Origin of the sequence: Amycolatopsis sp. QT-25 (assembly GCF_029369745.1) — a bacterium.
Classification (GTDB): Bacteria; Actinomycetota; Actinomycetes; order Mycobacteriales; family Pseudonocardiaceae; genus Amycolatopsis.
On the sequence record NZ_CP120210.1, the window covers coordinates 4,426,373 to 4,441,430 of the forward strand.

Genomic DNA, 15,058 nt, shown 5'->3' on the forward strand with positions numbered 1-15,058 from the left:
CGCGGTTCGGCGTCCACGAGCCAATCGATGGCGCCGACCAGCCTGCCGACCACGGTCGCCTTACCGCCGGCGGACCGGTTCTCGCCCTCGTCGGTGGCCTCGACCGAAGACTTCGATCCTGGGGCGGCCTTCGATGATCACCCCGTGCGCCCCGTCGCCACTGGACGGCATCGGCCAGTCCGGCGCGCACGACGTGTGGATGCGGGTGACGTGCTCGATGACGATGCGCGGCTCGCCGCCCATGATCCCCTGTATCTCGAACCGGAACGCGCCCTGCGTGCCCGCTTCGAACTCGCCCATCGCCCGCGTGGTCACGGTCTTCTCGAGCGGACGGCGATCGAGCGGCTCGCGGGTCTCGTCCAGATCGCCCCCGAGGCCGCGGGCGATCACCGCACCTGCCCGCCCCAGACCCTCGTGGGCACCGGGGGGCCGGCATCGGCGGCTGACAGTCCATCGGCCGGCCCACCCCGACCAGACAGCGGACGGAATCCGGCTGGTCGTAAGTGGTGTAGCCGAAGATCTCCTGGCAGCGAACCGCGTCCACGGTGGTGCCGAGCCCGCTGATCAGCAGCGGCAGGATGTCGTTGCCCCATCCGGATGCGCGTCGACGGCCCGGATAGAGGCGCGACCGACGTTGCCTGTGCCCCACACAACCGTGGAAATCATGAAGTCGAGGTTAACCGAATCCAAGTTCGCTCCCAGTACCGAAACGATCACGAAACCGCAGGTCAGAACGCATTAATCCGCATCATTCGAGTGGGCGACGAAAAGCGTTCCGGCACGTGGAACGGGCCCCGTTTTCTTCGGTGACCGGCAAACCGGGTTGAAGCCCGCTGGCGGCCGTGTGTAATGTGCGCTCTCGTGACGAGCCCCGAGTCGGACAGAACCCCGCCGCCGGTCATCCGGCGGCGAGTCGTCGTGTCCGGCCGTTAGGCGTCGGCCCTCTCGCTTCCCGGTGACCGGAGCGCTGTTCCGTGCGTCCGGCCGGGTTTCTCCCTGTCTCGCGCGCGGCTTCCTCCTGCTCACTTTCTCTCTGGGAGTCGTCCGTTGCCCCTGTTCGTTCATGTCCTCGGCCTTGCCGTCTTCGCGCAAGGCACTTCTGAATTCATGGCTTCCGGTCTCGTTCCGGGAATCGCCGGTGAACTGTCCGTCCCAGTGGGCGCGGCCGCCGCGCTGACGTCCGCCTACGCCGTCGGAATGATCGTCGGCGCCCCGGCCATGGCCGTGCTCAGCGCGCGCTGGCCTCGCCGCCGGGCCTTGGCCGGGTTCCTGACCGCCTTCGTCGTGGTGCACGTCATCGGCGCCGTGACGACGAGCTTTCCGCTGCTGTTCGGCACCCGGGTCGTCGCGGCGGTCGTCAACGCGGGTTTCCTCGCCGTGGCCATGCCTGTCGCGGTCGCTCTGGCGCCACAGGGAAAGCAGGCGCGGGCGACCGCTGTCCTGTTGGCGGGGATCACGCTGTCGTGTGTCGCCGGGGTGCCGGCCGGAGCAGTGCTCGGTGAGTTCGCGGGCTGGCGTTCCGCGTTCTGGGCCGTCGCCGCGTTGTGCCTTCCCGCGCTGGTGTTGGTGTTCCGTTCCGCGCCCGCCGACGCGGCAGACCCGCAGGAAGTCTCGATCAGGCGCGAAGCTCGGGAGTTGAGAAGGCCTCCGGTGCGGCAGACGATGGTCCTTGCCGCTTTGGTCAACGGCGCCACCTTCGCGACTTTCGCCTTCCTGGCGGTCATCGCGACGGATGTCGCCCACCTCTCGGCCGGGGCGGTTTCCGGCCTGCTCGCGGCCTTCGGCGTCGGGGCGTTCCTCGGCGTCACCGTGGCGGGCCGTACGGGCGACGGTGAACTCCGGCGCGGCTTGGTACTCGCGTTGGCCGTCCTGCCGGTGGGTTGGGCGGTGTTGGCGGCGACCGGCGCGCAGCCCGTCGCCTTGTTCGTCCTGACGACCGTCCAAGGTGGACTTTCGTTCGGCTGCGGTTCCGCACTCGTGGCGCGGGTGATGCACGTGACTCCCGGGGCGCCGACGCTCGGTGGTTCGTTCGCGACGGTCGCGCTCAACGCCGGCGCGTTCCTCGGGCCGGTGCTCGCCGGTTTCGTCACGGGGCCGACCGGGGACTATCGGCACGCCATCTGGATCAGCGCGGCGATCGCTCTGGTCCCGCTTCCGGTCGTCCTGCGGAGAAAGGTGCTGATTCGCCCCTGAGCCGCGCGTGCGGGTGGGGCGTCGTGCCACCCGTCCGCGTGCGACGCGGCAAAGAGGTGGCGTTCGCGGTGGAACGCAGGAGGAACAACCGGTGCGGCCGGACGATTTCGAACGCCCACCGCGTCAACGCCGCCACCGCGCCTTCCGCGATTCCCGCACCGCGGAAGGCTGGCAGACCCAGCAGGACAGTTGTGCGGAAGCCTCGAAAAGCGAGAGCGCGCGAAGACCGACCTGCCCGACCGGCCGGTCTTCGCGCGCTTCGACCACCGCCCAGCTCGCGTCCGCTCCGTCGACACGACGGACGTGCCGACGCTGGATGACGGGACAGGCGAAGGCGGCTTCGACGTCCTTCGCGTCGTCAACGCACCACGGTCGCGGCACCAGCCTGTCGCCGACGATCAGGCACGATTGCCGTGGCGATCGGAACGTATCGGCGGACAGGGCGGGCTCGATGAGCAGGGGCACGCGCCCATCATGGCGTGCCGACGGCCTGACCTGGGTAACATCGGCCGGACCATGAAGATGATCACCGTGCCGGCGGGCGAAGTAACGCTTTCGGACCGGCGCACACGGCGGAGCTGGGCGGTCGAGGTCGCCTCGTTCCTGCTCGCCCCGGTTCCGGTCACCCACGAGCCCGGCCGGTTCCCCCTCGTCGACGTCTCGTGGCCGAACGCCCTCCGTATCTGCAACACCTTGTCGGAACGCGAAGGTCTCACTCCCGCTTACGAGCCGGATTCGCCGACCTGGGACCGGTCCGCGAACGGCTACCGCCTCCCCACCGAGGCGGAATGGGAACACGCCTGTCGCGCCGGCACGACCGGTCCTCGCTACGGACCACTCGACGAGATCGCCTGGTACCGCGAGAACTCGGCGGAGTCCGTGCACGAGGTCGGCGGGAAGGTGCCCAACGCGTGGGGCCTGCACGACATGCTGGGCAACGTCTGGGAATGGTGCTGGGACGTGTACGACGCCGAGGTGTACGGCGAGTACCGGGTCCTTCGGGGCGGTGGCTGGTTCGACGAGCACTGGAGCTGCCGGGCTTCGGTGCGGCGTCGTAGTCACCCGACCTTCCGTGTCGACGACGTCGGCTTCCGTCTCGCCCGGTCACTGTGACCCCGCCGACGACCCCGCCGACCGGACGCGATGATCACACGATTGAATGACGCCACGGACACCCGGCCAGGGTGTCGGACCTTGGAGGACACCGTGACCGGAACCGCTCCCCGAGACGTCGAACGCGTTTACTCCACCGCCGACGTCGTCGCGAAACTTCGCCGCCTCGCCGACGCTCTCGAGTCCGAAACCTCGTTCCGCATCCAGATCGCCGGGGAACGGTTCCGGGTCCCCGCCCACGCGCAGTTCTCGATCGAGCACGAGCGCGGCGACGGTGAGGAAGAGGTCGAGTTCCAGCTGAAGTGGAAGATCGAAGAAACCGACTCCGACGACGACACCGAAGGCACCGTCGTCTGATCTTCTGTCCACAAAGGATTGATGCGGGCCCGCGTTTCGCTGGCGGGCCCGCCTCGTCGTTACGGTTCGCCAGTGACCCAACGCTACGACCGGCGCGCTTTCGTTCTCGCATACCTCGCGGCCCAGGCTGAGTATTCGCACGGGTTAGCTGCTCACGCTCTCCGGTCTCGAACTGACCTGGGACGGCGCCTCCGGAACTACCGGCCGACCGCCCTCGCCGCCGCGACCGCCTGCCCGGCATAGGACCGTCCGAAAAGGACGGTGTGGACGAGAAGGGGGAACAGTTGGTGCGCGCCGACCCGGCCGGTCCAGCCGTCGGTGAGCGGAGCGACTTCCTGATAGGCGGCCAGCACCCGGTCGAGCAGCGGACAGCCGAACAACCGCAGCATGGCCAGATCGGTCTCGCGATGACCGCCGTGCGCGGCCGGGTCGATGAGCGAGGCCTCGACGGCACCCCACAGCACGTTGCCGTTCCACAGGTCGCCGTGCAGGCGGGCCGGAGGTTCCGCCGGTCCGGCGACCTCCGGCAGCCGTGCGCAAGCCTGCTCGATGACAGCGGTTTCGTCAGCGTTCAAAGTGCCTTCGTCGACCGCACGGCGGACATAGGGCAGGACACGGTGCTCGGTGTACCACCGCGGCCAGTCCTCCCCTGGCGTGTTCGTCATCGGGGCCAGGCCGATCCACGCGTCGACAGGCCCGTCCGGCGGCGGGGCGCCGAACGCGGGCGCTCCGGCCGCGTGCAACGCCGCGAGCCCCCTGCCCAGCCGCTCCGCCGCGTGATGAGTCGGCCGCCCACCGCCGACCAGCTCCGTGACCAGCCATTCGTCGTCGTGGCCGCGAACCTCCGGCACCCGCACGGCGCCGGGCTCGCCGAGCCATCGCAGTCCCGCCACCTCCGCGGACGTCGCGTTCCGGGCGTGCCCTCGTTTGACGACCACCGTGTCACCGCTGTCCAGCAGCACTTCGGTCACTCCCTTGGCGAGACTCTTCTGCTCTACGACGGCTCGTCCGGTCATCCGCGCGGCAGCCTCGGCAGGCGTCGAAACCAGGGTCATGCCCGCAACCTACCTCCGCCGATCGCGTGAACGCTCGTCGTCCGGAATGCCGGTCCGGAAGAGCCGCGTGCTTTCACTCTTTTCGAGGGGAGAGATCATGCCCCGCGTCCGATTCACGCGCCGTCACGCGGCGGAACGAAGAGCCCGGGTTTCCCGGCCTCCGTCGGGCTGCATCCGGTCAACGCCCGGAACTCACGGACGAGATGCGCCTGGTCGCTGTAGCCGCCCGAATACGCGACCTCCGCCCACGAAAGGGACGGCACCCGGTTCACCAGCGCCAGCACGCGATTGAGCCGGGCGATCCGCCCGATCGTGCGGGGACTCAGTCCGATCTGTTCGCGGAACCGGGCGTTGAGCTGCTGCCTGCTCCAGCCGATCTCGCCGGCGAGGGCGTCGACGCGGACCGGCCCGGCGGACAGCCGGTCCCACGCGTACCGGACAGGTGCCGCCGGCGCCGGACCGTGGGTAAGCCGCCCCGCCAGATGTTCGTCCAGCAGCCGGAACCGCTCCGGCCAGTCCGCGGCCTCGGCCAGTCGCTCGGGCAACGACCCGGCGGGCAGCAGGTCGGCCGTCGCGACCGCCGCGTTCGTCAATTCACGCGATGGGATTCCGAACAACGCGTACGAACCGAGCGGGGTCAGGGTGACGACGATCCCGCGCGAAGCGCCGGCCTGCTCGAGACGCAGCGGCCGGTCCCGCAACCCCAGCACCGGCGAATCCGGGATTTCCGGACCGCGGTCCGGGGCCGCGAAGTCGATCATCCACGTGAGCACGGACAGCGGGGTGACCTGCCAAGAGTTCGAGCCGGAGTCGGGAAGGTCGTGCGCGACATAGCTCGACACGTGGGCGGCGAGCCGGGGATGCGGCCACCGGAGAATCCTCTCGCCGGGCGCGCGAAGCAGATCTTGCCGCGGCACCACGAGAGCCCATCCGCCCATGCCGTCAGCTTACTTTCGTTCAAGACCGGGAAGGCGGCCCTGCCTAACGTTCGGAGCATGAAAAAAATCGGGGGTTTCAGAAATCCGGCGGCCGAGAAGCGCTACTTCGCCGCCTACGACCGCGCGATGGCGGAGTGCCCGGAGCCGCGCCACGTCTTCGACGTCGAGACGCGGCATGGCAGCACGCGGGTCTACCGCTACGGCGGTGGGGGTTCGCCGATCGCCCTCCTGCCGGGGCTGATGGCGACTTCCGCCTGTTACGCGGCACTGCTTCCCGCCTTGGCGGACCGGCACGCGGTCTACGCGATCGACACTCTCGGCGAGGCGGGCAGAAGCGTGCAAAGGCTGCCGTTCAAGGACATCCGCGATCGCGTGAGCGCTCTCGACGACGTTTTCGAAAGTTTGGAGCTGTCTTCGGTGCATCTCGTGGGCGGTTCGACCGGTGGCTGGCATGCGGTCAACCAGGCGATCCACGCGCCCGGCAGGCTGGCGTCCCTCGGCTTGCTGGACGCAACCACCGTTTCGGCACCGTTCGCCCGGAAAGTGTTCCACTACGGTTTGCCCGCGGCAGTACTCGACAACGAGCGCCTGTGGCGGCGTTACGTGAAATGGTCCGCCGGGGAAGACGTCCTCGGCCAGCCCGCCGCCCAGCTGGTGCTGGCGGGAATCCGGTGTTACCGCGCGCGGGTGCCGTTCCAGGTCGTCCCCAGCGAAGCGGCGCTTCGGTCCATCGAAGTCCCCACACTCGCCCTGTTCGGCGGCCGCAGCGTCGTACACGATTCGGCCGCCGCCGCCGCGACACTCGCACGTCTCCTCCCCCATGCCGACGTCGAAATCCTGCCGGACGCCGGGCACTACCTGTATCTCCGTCCGGAAGACCGCGACCTGATCATCGAGCGTGTCCTCGAGTGGGCCGGTCAGGCCGCCCGTGCGCCGGAGTGACGGCGAGCGGCGGCCAGGCTGGCCCGGCACGCGACGATCAGTTTGGCCGAGGCGGCGCTTTCGCCATGGCCGCAGCCAGGGCAGGACATCGTGACGTCGCCGGACAGCTCGTCGACGGAAACGGTCAACGCGGTCGCACACGAACGGCACCAGCGGTGCCGGGTGATCGGGTTGACGTGCAGGGGCGACGCGACGCACTGGTGGATCCAGCGGCCGTGCACGTGACAGGTCAGGCGGTCGTCCGGGGCCAGGCGGCCGACGTCCTCCGCGTCGTCCTCCATCGCCAGCAGCACCGGCAGGGTGCGGCCCACCGGTTCGAGCCGCGTGGCCGAGGTCTGAGTTTTGGTGTTCATCGCTTTCTCCTTCCGGCTCTTGACAGGACGTCGAACGGGGAACGCCAGATACGACACGGCCGAGCGGTCTTCTCGAAGCGGGCTCCCCCTGGCGGGTGAAATGATCTTGGTCGAGCGCAGATCGGCACCCGTCCGGGACTTCGGCGCGTATCTTGCGGATCATGAAGGCCGCACTCATCCGACTGTCCACATCAGACAGTCGCGACCCCGGCCACCTGCTGTTTCCGCCCGCCGGCGGCACGCTCGAGACCTTCGGCCCGCTCGCCGGGGCGGCAGGCGCGGACGTCTGGGGCGTCGAGTATCCCGGACACGGGCATCGGCTCGCGGAGACGCCTGCGTCCTCCCTCGAAGAACTCGCCGCCCTCGTGGCCGACGCGACACCGAAGGTCTGGTTTTCCCGCTCCGTGATCATCGCTTTCGGCATGGGCGCCTTTGTCGCACTGGAAACGGCTCAACGGCTGGGCGTCGCTCCTGGCGCGCTGATCGTCGTGGACGCGTGTGCGCCGCAGCGGCGCTCGCCGGAAAAGACCGCCAAGGCGGGCGCGTCCGCCATCGGCCGGGTGTTCGGGCGCACCGGGCTCACGCCGGTCGCGGGCTATCGCGACTCCCCCGAAAGCTGGGAATACGCCCTGGACCTGCTACTGGGCGACCTCGAGTTGCTGAACGCCTACCGGGGGCCGGCCAGGACACTGCTCTCGTGCCCGATCGCGGCGATACGCGGGACCGACGACGTCGCGTCCGCCTCCGGTGACGACGCGACGGGCGGCTGGCGGGTGTGGACTTCCGGTCCGTTCATCGGCCGTGTCGTCCCCGGCGGGTATCTCGGTGTTCTCGAATCCGGCCGGGAAACCGAGTTCTGGGCCCGGGTCCGCAGGCTGCGAGCGGCCTTCTCCGGCGTCGAACCCGAAGTCGCTTAGTCGGAGGACGTACAACGGTGACGTCGTCCGACGGTCGCCATCCCTTCCTCCACACCCCTGATGTCGTCTCGTACCAGCGTTTCGCCGGAGGAATCAGGATGCTCAGCAGGAGAAGGCCGTCCTCGACGTCGACCGGTTCTAGCGCGCGCCGGTGAGGTGTTCGAGGGCCAGCTGGGACAGGCGGATGAAGCCGTAACCGCGCTCCGCCGCCTTGTCCGGGTCGAACTCCTCGAACGCCGATCGGTCCGCCAGCAGATCCGCCGCCGTCTCGCCGTCGTCGAGGGTCGGCGTCGCCAGCTGCGGGACGAGCGCGGCGTCGAGCGCGGCCCGCACCTCGGGATCGACACGGAACGCACGGGCACGTTCGGCGAGCAGCAGGTAGGCGGCCATGTTGGCCTCGGCGCTGGCCCAGACGCCGTCCATGTTCTCCGTGCGCAGCGGCTTGTAGTCGAAGTGGCGCGGCCCGTCGTAGCCGCCGTGTTCCAGCAGGTCCACCAGGAAGAACGACGACAGCACGTCGCCGTGGCCGAACACGAGGTCCTGGTCGAACCGCGGGCCACGCTGGCCGTTGAGGTCGATGTGGAACAGCTTGCCCTGCCACAGGGCCTGCCCGATGCCGTGGACGATGTTGAGCCCGGCCATCTGCTCGTGCCCGACTTCGGGGTTCACGCCGACGATCTCGTGGTTGTCGAGGGTGGCGATGAACGCGAGCGCGTGCCCGATGGTCGGCAGCAGGATGTCGCCGCGAGGTTCGTTCGGCTTCGGCTCCAGCGCGAGCCGAAGGCCGTAACCCTGGTCGATGACGTACTGGGCGAGGAAGTCGATGCCCTCGCGATAGCGGTCCATCGCCGCTCGGACGTCCTTCGACGCGTCGGTCTCGCTGCCCTCGCGGCCACCCCAGAGCACGAACGTCGACGCGCCCAGTTCGGCGGCGAGGTCGAGGTTCCGCAGCACCTTGCGCAGGGCGTAGCGGCGGACGTCGCGATCGTTGCTGGTCAGGCCGCCGTCCTTGAAGACCGGGTGGCCGAACAGGTTCGTGGTCACCATCGGGACGACGAGTCCGGTCTCGTCGAGCGCGCCTTGGAAGCGCTTCAGCTGCCGCGTGCGCTCCGCGTCGGCCGAGCCGAACGGCACGAGGTCGTCGTCGTGGAAGGTGATCCCCCAGGCGCCGAGGTCCGAGAGACGGTGCACGGCTTCGACCGGATCGAGCGGGGCCCTGCTCGCCGGGCCGAACATGTCGTTCGCCTGCCAGCCCACGGTCCACAACCCGAAGCTGAACTTGTCCTCGCGCGTCGGTGCCGGAACCATCTCGCCTCCACCAATAAGTTCGATGCCTGAACTTATCGACGGACATCCAGCGGGTCAAGGCTTTCGTTCAGGCATCGAACGAATACAATCGCGCGATGATCGGCACGCGTCCGGCGGGACAGCACACCGTGCGGCAGCACAACACCGCCCTCGTCCTCGGCGCGATCGCGGACGGCCCCGGCACTTCGCGGGCAGGCCTTGCCGCCGCCACCGGACTCACGAAGGCCACGGTGTCGATCGTGGTCGATCGCTTGCTCGCGGCCGATCTCGTGGCCGAGGGCGAGCCGGAACGCCGGACAGGCCCCGGCCGGCGCGGCACCGTCGTGTCGCTCTCCCCCACCGGCCCGCACGGACTCGGCGTCGAGATCGGCGTCGACTACCTGGCTTTCTGCCTCGTCGACCTCAACGGCACCGTCCGGGTGGAGGAGGTCCGATACGAGGACAACCGGACCCCCCACGTCTTCCAGCGCGTGTCCGCGTTCCTGCGCGAGGCGCGAAAGCAAGCGGAGGCGCTGGGGGTTCCGGTCGGCGGCGTCGGCATCGCCGTTCCGGGGCTGGTCGAAGCCGGCCTCGTGCGGCTGGCCCCCAACCTGGGCTGGCGCGACGTCGACCTCGCGGACCGGCTCGGGGAGACGGTCACCGTCGCCAACGAAGCCAACTTCGCGGCGCTCGCCGAACTCTGGCACGGCTCGGCGTTGCCGGATTTCGTCCACGTGTCCGGCGAGATCGGGATCGGTGCGGGAATCGTGCTGGGCCGCGCTCTGTTCGAGGGTGTCCGCGGCGCGGGCGGCGAGATCGGCCATCTCCCCGTGGCACCCGACGGCCCGCCGTGTTCCTGCGGCGCGAACGGCTGCCTGGAACGGATGGCCGGCCAGGAGGAGATCCTACGGCTCGCGGGCGCGGAGACGGTCGACGAGCTGGTCTCCGCGCTGGAATCCGGCGACGGCGCGGCCCTTTCCGCGGTCGCCATCGCCGCCGGGCATCTCGGCATCGGACTGTCCACCGTGGTCAATCTGATGGACGTCCCGACGGTGGTGCTGGGCGGGACCTACGCGCGGCTCGAACCGTGGCTGCGTGAGCCACTCCTCGCCGAAGTGGAACGCCGCGTACCGAGTACGGCGTGGTCGCCGGTGCGCGTCATCCGGTCGTCGCTCGGCACGGGAGCCGCCGTACGCGGCGCCGCCGCCTCGGTGATCCGAGGCGTTCTCGCGGATCCGGAGCACTATCTCACGACTCACTGGCCAGCCGATCAGGACGCTCGGGGCCGCTGACCCCGGGCAGCAACGGCTCGATCGCCTGCGCCCGCCGCTCGATGTCGGGCCGCTGGGCACGCCGCGCGTACTCGATGAGGGCTTCGCGGTCGTCTCGCGGAAGCCAACCCTGCTCGCTCCCGGTCTCCAGCCGCACGAGATACCGCACCAGCTCCACGGACTCGGCGCCGAAATCCCGCATGCGGCGTGTCAGCAGTTCCGCCGCGCCGAGGTAACCGTTGTTCCAAGCGTGGACCGCCAGCAACTGCGCCGTCGCCGCCAGGATGTCGCCGAGGTGGAACCCGCCCTCCGCGGCGAGATGCCCGGCGAGCCGGAAACTACGTCTGCCCTCGCCGACCGGCCCCTCCTCGCGAATCGCCGCGAGCAGAGCCCCGAGCTGCCGTGTCAGGTAGTCCTGACCCGCGTCCTCCACCGTCACCGCATTCCTCCACCCGGTCGCCGCGATCGCAGGAAGGTGTCAAGGGGGCGCCTGCCAGATACAGCGAATGCCGAACCGTTATCACCCGAATGGCCTGTGCGCCATCGAACCCGCCTGTATTCGGCGCGAGGCCGGACGGCGTTACACGCCCTCCCGGTACATGAAGGACCCCATCCTTGCGCCCAGATACAGGAAGGGGCCTTCATGTACTTCGGCGTGGCATCACGACGGCTGGACGGAGGTCAACCGCAGCCAGAGGACTGAACGCGTGGGGCGGCGCCCGGCTGCTCCTCGAAGATCAGCCAGGTTCGCGTGGACCGCACGCCGTCCAGTGCTTGCAACCGCTCCAGCACGACGTCCCGCAGTGACGCGTTGTCCGGCGTTCGCACCAGCAGCAGGATGTCGAAGTCGCCGCCGACGAGCGATACGTGTTCCACGAACGGGATCTGCCGCAACTCGGCCGACATCGTGCGCCATGAGGTCTGTTCGACGGTGATCAGGATGTACGCGCTCGTCCCGAGCCCGGCGCGCCGTGGGTCGATCCGGGCACCGAAGCCGGTGATGACGCCTTCGGAGATCAGGCGGTCCAGTCTCGCGTAGGCGTTGGTGCGCGAGATGTGCAGTCGTTCCGCCAGCGCGCGGACGGCGAGCCTGCCGTCGGCGGACAGTTCGGCGAGGATCGCGCGATCGATGTCGTCGAGGGCAAGGACCGTTCGTCCCGGATCCCGGCCGTGAGCCACACCACTACTGGACGGATGGCCGGGCTGAACCGATTCCGGGGACAGTTTGTCGCTCATCTCGCCTGGGCCTTGAACACTCGGACTCCGGAAACCACCATCTCAGCATCATATGTCTGTGAAAGGTGGTGCTGCGCCATGTCGCGGGAGACCTCTGCCGCCGCGTTGCTGCCGTCCGGTGTCCCGGTGCGGTTCCTCGCCGAGGACGGCACACGCGTCGACGAACACGGTCACTACTCCGAGCCGCCGTCCGAGCGGCTCGTCGAGGCCTACCGGCTGATGGTGCTCGGCCGCCGGTTCGACGCGCAGGCGACCGCGCTGACCAAACAGGGCCGTCTCGCGGTCTACCCGTCGAGTGCCGGCCAAGAGGCCTGCCAGGTCGCGAGCGCGCTCGCCCTCACCGACGCCGACTGGCTCTTCCCCACCTACCGCGACTCCGTCGCGCTGGTCGCCCGCGGGCTCGAACCGGGTGAGATCCTGACACTCCTTCGCGGCGACGCGCACTGTGGCTACGATCCCGCCGAGACCCGTGTCGCTCCCCAATGCACGCCGCTGGCCACCCAGACTCTCCACGCGGCCGGGCTCGCCCACGCCATGCAGCGCCGCGGCGAGGACAGCGTGGCCTTCGCGCTCATCGGTGACGGTGCCACCAGCGAAGGCGACTTCCACGAGGCGCTCAACTTCGCGGCCGTGTTCGAGGCTCCCGTGGTGTTCTTCGTGCAGAACAACAGGTTCGCGATCTCGGTGCCGTTCGAGAAGCAAAGCGCCGCCCCCGCGCTGGCCTACAAGGGTGTCGGCTACGGCGTGCGCTCCGAGCAGGTCGACGGCAACGACGCCGTCGCGGTCCTGTCGGTGCTGGAGGACGCCGTCGCGCACGCGCGGTCCGGCGGCGGGCCGGTGCTGGTGGAGGCGCACACCTACCGGATCGACGCGCACACCAACGCCGACGACGCGACCCGCTATCGCGACCGGGCCGAGGTCGAGAGGTGGCGCGCGGCCGACCCGGTCCGCCGTCTCGAAACCTACCTGACCACCGAGAACCTTTTGTCCGCCGACGATGTCGAGCGATTCCGGGCCGAGGCGGAGACGTTCGCCGCGGGAGTGCGCGACACCCTCAACGCCGACGTCGAGCCGGATCCCCTGTCGCTGTTCGAGCACGTGTACGCCGTTCCGACCCGTCAGCTGGCCGCCCAGCGGGCGCTGGTCGCGGCCGAAGTGGAGGCCTGATGACCGAGATCTCGATGGCACAAGCCCTCAACGCCGCCTTGCGTGACGCGGTCAAGGACGACGACCGCGTGCTGATCTTCGGTGAGGACGTCGGCCCGCTCGGCGGGGTGTTCCGGGTGACCGATGGCATCACCGCCGACTTCGGCGAGGAACGCTGTTTCGACACGCCGCTGGCCGAATCCGGCATCGTCGGTTTCGCGGTCGGGATGGCGATGGGCGGGTTCCGTCCGGTGGTCGAGATGCAGTTCGACGCCTTCGCGTACCCCGCGTTCGAGCAGATCACCTCGCATGTCGCGAAACTGCGGAACCGGACCCGCGGCGCGCTGTCGCTGCCGATGGTCATCCGGATCCCCTACGCGGGCGGGATCGGTGGCGTCGAGCACCACTGCGACTCGAGCGAGGCCTACTACACCCACACGCCCGGCCTGCGTGTCGTCACGCCGGGTACTCCCCAGGACGCCTACGACCTCTTGCGCGATTCGATCGACTCACCGGACCCGGTGATCTTCCTCGAACCCAAGTGCCGCTACTGGTCGAAAGAGCCCGTGTCCTTCACCAGGGAAGGCGCGGCGATGGACCGCGCGGTCGTCCGCCGCGCGGGCGAGGACGTCACGCTGATCGCGTACGGCCCGATGGTCGCCACCGCGCTGGAGACCGCGGCGGCGGCGACCGCCGAGGGCTGGGACGTCGAGGTGGTGGACCTCCGGTCGCTGAGCCCGTTCGACGACGAGACCGTCACCGCTTCGGTGCGCCGCACCGGGCGCGCGGTGGTCGTCCACGAGGCGGCCGGGTTCGGCGGCTACGGCGCCGAGGTGGTCGCCAGGGTCACCGAGCAGTGCTTCCACCAGCTGCACGCCCCCGTCCTGCGGGTGACCGGACTCGACATCCCCTATCCGCCACCGAAACTGGAGCGTCATCAGCTTCCGGACGTCGACCGGATCCTGGACACCGTCGCCCGGTTGCAGTGGCACGACGAACCGGTGGTGGCCGGTGCCTGACTTCCTGCTCCCGGACCTCGGTGAGGGGCTGACCGAAGGCACCATCGTCACCTGGCTCGTCGCGGAAGGCGACACCGTCGGCGTCGACCAGCCTGTCGTCGAAGTGGAGACGGCGAAGGCCGCGGTCGAGGTGCCGGTGCCGTTCGCCGGTGTCGTCACCCGCCTCCACGGTGAACCCGGTCAGTCGCTGCCGGTCGGCGCTCCCCTGCTCACCATCGGATCCGGTTTCACCGAACCCGGTGTGACGACGGCGAGCGAAGGCAGCGGCAACGTCCTCATCGGCTACGGCACGACCACCACGACGAGGCGCCGGCGGACGCGCACCGTCGTCGCCGCTCCCGAGAAGCCGTCGAAGACGCCGAGGGTGATCTCGCCGTTCGTCCGCAAGATGGCCGCGGACCACAAGATCGACCTGTCGAAACTGACCGGCAGCGGGCCGGGTGGCATCATCCGGCGCGCCGACGTCGAAGCGGCCCTCGCCGTGCCCGAATCGAGGGACGGCGAGAAGCGGATCCCGCTGACCGGGGTCCGGAAGGCGGTCGCCGACAAGCTGACGACTTCACGACGGCAGATCCCCGAAGCCACGGTCTGGGTCGACGTCGACGCGACCGAACTCGTCACCGCGCGCAAAGCGCTCAACGCTTCGGCACCGGACCGCCCGGTGAGCCTCCTCGGTCTCGTCGCCCGGTTCACCGTCGCGGGCCTGCGGAAGTATCCCGAACTGAACTCACGCGTCGAAGGCGACGAGATCGTCCAGTTGCGGGACATCAACCTCGGCTTCGCCGCGCAGACCGACCGCGGGCTCGTCGTCCCGGTCGTCCGCGACGCGGGCTCACTGTCCACAAGGGAGCTTTCGGCGGCGATCGGCGACCGGACCGCGCAAGCCAGGGAAGGGAAACTCGGTCCTGCCGGCCTCACCGGAGGAACCTTCACGGTGAACAACTACGGGGTGTTCGGCGTCGACGGCTCCGCCGCGATCATCAATCATCCGGAGGCGGCGATCCTCGGCATCGGCCGGATCATCGACCGTGCCTGGGTCGTCGGCGGCGCGCTGGTGGCGAGGAAGATCTGTGAGCTGACCCTGGCGTTCGACCACCGGGTGTGCGACGGCGGGAGCGCCGGCGGATTCCTCCGGTTCGTGGCCGACTGCGTCGAATCACCGGTCACCGCGCTCGGCGATCTCTGAGCGGGTCGTACAACCGACGGTTGTGACCCGCCAACGACCCGTTGT

Annotated in this window: 17 protein-coding genes; 9 read left to right on the forward strand and 8 right to left on the reverse strand. The window is 69.4% G+C overall.

All coding sequences use genetic code 11. The annotated features are described in order from the left end of the window. Positions 1-60: 60 nt before the first annotated feature. Entirely contained in the window at positions 61-390 is a 330-nt protein-coding gene (locus P3102_RS20395; RefSeq protein ID WP_276360914.1) for a hypothetical protein, read from the reverse strand. Positions 391-1,047: 657 nt separating this feature from the next. On the opposite strand from P3102_RS20395, the gene P3102_RS20400 reads away from it, so the two are divergent. Beyond that, positions 1,048-2,193 (forward strand): Cmx/CmrA family chloramphenicol efflux MFS transporter, encoded by a 1,146-nt coding sequence (locus P3102_RS20400; protein ID WP_276360916.1) that lies wholly within the window; start codon positions 1,048-1,050, stop codon positions 2,191-2,193. A 123-nt stretch (positions 2,194-2,316) separates the two neighbouring features. Here P3102_RS20400 and P3102_RS20405 read toward each other — a convergent pair whose 3' ends face one another. Beyond that, the gene (locus tag P3102_RS20405; RefSeq protein WP_276360917.1) at positions 2,317-2,658 is read right to left on the reverse strand and encodes a hypothetical protein; all 342 of its coding nucleotides are present in this window, start codon (positions 2,656-2,658) and stop codon (positions 2,317-2,319) included. A gap of 51 nt (positions 2,659-2,709) precedes the next feature. On the opposite strand from P3102_RS20405, the gene P3102_RS20410 reads away from it, so the two are divergent. Both P3102_RS20410 and P3102_RS20415 read left to right on the forward strand, forming a co-directional pair. After that, positions 2,710-3,306: a formylglycine-generating enzyme family protein gene (locus P3102_RS20410; RefSeq protein ID WP_276360919.1), complete on the forward strand. Its 597-nt coding sequence runs from the start codon at positions 2,710-2,712 to the stop codon at positions 3,304-3,306. A gap of 93 nt (positions 3,307-3,399) precedes the next feature. Then, positions 3,400-3,663 carry an amphi-Trp domain-containing protein gene (locus P3102_RS20415; RefSeq protein ID WP_276360920.1) on the forward strand — a complete coding sequence of 88 codons (264 nt, stop codon included), beginning with the start codon at positions 3,400-3,402 and terminating at the stop codon, positions 3,661-3,663. A gap of 197 nt (positions 3,664-3,860) precedes the next feature. Here the strand turns inward: P3102_RS20415 and P3102_RS20420 are convergent, their stop codons facing one another. Then, the gene (locus tag P3102_RS20420; RefSeq protein WP_276360922.1) at positions 3,861-4,718 is read right to left on the reverse strand and encodes a fructosamine kinase family protein; all 858 of its coding nucleotides are present in this window, start codon (positions 4,716-4,718) and stop codon (positions 3,861-3,863) included. Between the two features lie 113 nt (positions 4,719-4,831). Next, positions 4,832-5,656, reverse strand: a complete 825-nt coding sequence (locus tag P3102_RS20425; RefSeq protein ID WP_276360923.1) for a helix-turn-helix domain-containing protein — start codon at positions 5,654-5,656, stop codon at positions 4,832-4,834. 57 nt (positions 5,657-5,713) lie between these two features. Here P3102_RS20425 and P3102_RS20430 point away from each other — a divergent pair, with 57 nt between their 5' ends. Next, the gene (locus tag P3102_RS20430) at positions 5,714-6,598 is read left to right on the forward strand and encodes an alpha/beta hydrolase (protein WP_276360925.1); all 885 of its coding nucleotides are present in this window, start codon (positions 5,714-5,716) and stop codon (positions 6,596-6,598) included. Here P3102_RS20430 and P3102_RS20435 read toward each other — a convergent pair. Then, positions 6,574-6,951, reverse strand: a complete 378-nt coding sequence (locus P3102_RS20435) for a hypothetical protein (RefSeq protein ID WP_276360927.1) — start codon at positions 6,949-6,951, stop codon at positions 6,574-6,576. The two genes, P3102_RS20430 and P3102_RS20435, sit on opposite strands and share 25 nt — an antisense overlap. Before the next feature lie 161 nt (positions 6,952-7,112). Between P3102_RS20435 and P3102_RS20440 the strand changes: the two genes are divergently transcribed. Then, positions 7,113-7,868 carry an alpha/beta fold hydrolase gene (locus P3102_RS20440; protein WP_276360929.1) on the forward strand — a complete coding sequence of 252 codons (756 nt, stop codon included), beginning with the start codon at positions 7,113-7,115 and terminating at the stop codon, positions 7,866-7,868. 138 nt (positions 7,869-8,006) lie between these two features. On the opposite strand, the gene xylA is transcribed toward P3102_RS20440, so the two are convergent. Next, positions 8,007-9,176, reverse strand: a complete 1,170-nt coding sequence (xylA, locus tag P3102_RS20445) for a xylose isomerase (protein ID WP_276360931.1) — start codon at positions 9,174-9,176, stop codon at positions 8,007-8,009. Between the two features lie 95 nt (positions 9,177-9,271). Between xylA and P3102_RS20450 the strand changes: the two genes are divergently transcribed. Beyond that, positions 9,272-10,447, forward strand: coding sequence for an ROK family transcriptional regulator (locus tag P3102_RS20450; RefSeq protein WP_276360932.1), 1,176 nt, complete (start codon positions 9,272-9,274; stop codon positions 10,445-10,447). On the opposite strand, the gene P3102_RS20455 is transcribed toward P3102_RS20450, so the two are convergent. Continuing rightward, positions 10,404-10,865 (reverse strand): hypothetical protein, encoded by a 462-nt coding sequence (locus P3102_RS20455; RefSeq protein ID WP_276360934.1) that lies wholly within the window; start codon positions 10,863-10,865, stop codon positions 10,404-10,406. The two genes, P3102_RS20450 and P3102_RS20455, sit on opposite strands and share 44 nt — an antisense overlap. A gap of 242 nt (positions 10,866-11,107) precedes the next feature. Beyond that, on the reverse strand, positions 11,108-11,605 hold the full coding sequence (locus P3102_RS20460) for an Lrp/AsnC family transcriptional regulator (RefSeq protein ID WP_346660197.1): 498 nt from the start codon (positions 11,603-11,605) through the stop codon (positions 11,108-11,110). Positions 11,606-11,740: 135 nt separating this feature from the next. Here P3102_RS20460 and pdhA point away from each other — a divergent pair, with 135 nt between their 5' ends. From pdhA to P3102_RS20475, 3 genes are read left to right on the forward strand one after another with little or no spacing between them, the layout of a single operon-like run. After that, a complete protein-coding gene (gene pdhA / locus P3102_RS20465; protein ID WP_276360937.1) occupies positions 11,741-12,829 on the forward strand; it encodes a pyruvate dehydrogenase (acetyl-transferring) E1 component subunit alpha in 1,089 nt (362 codons plus the stop codon). Further along, the gene (locus tag P3102_RS20470; RefSeq protein ID WP_276360939.1) at positions 12,829-13,827 is read left to right on the forward strand and encodes an alpha-ketoacid dehydrogenase subunit beta; all 999 of its coding nucleotides are present in this window, start codon (positions 12,829-12,831) and stop codon (positions 13,825-13,827) included. The genes pdhA and P3102_RS20470 overlap by 1 nt, the downstream gene beginning before the upstream one ends. Beyond that, positions 13,820-15,013 carry a dihydrolipoamide acetyltransferase family protein gene (locus P3102_RS20475; RefSeq protein ID WP_276360941.1) on the forward strand — a complete coding sequence of 398 codons (1,194 nt, stop codon included), beginning with the start codon at positions 13,820-13,822 and terminating at the stop codon, positions 15,011-15,013. Before P3102_RS20470 ends, P3102_RS20475 begins: the two co-directional genes overlap by 8 nt. Positions 15,014-15,058: the final 45 nt, after the last annotated feature.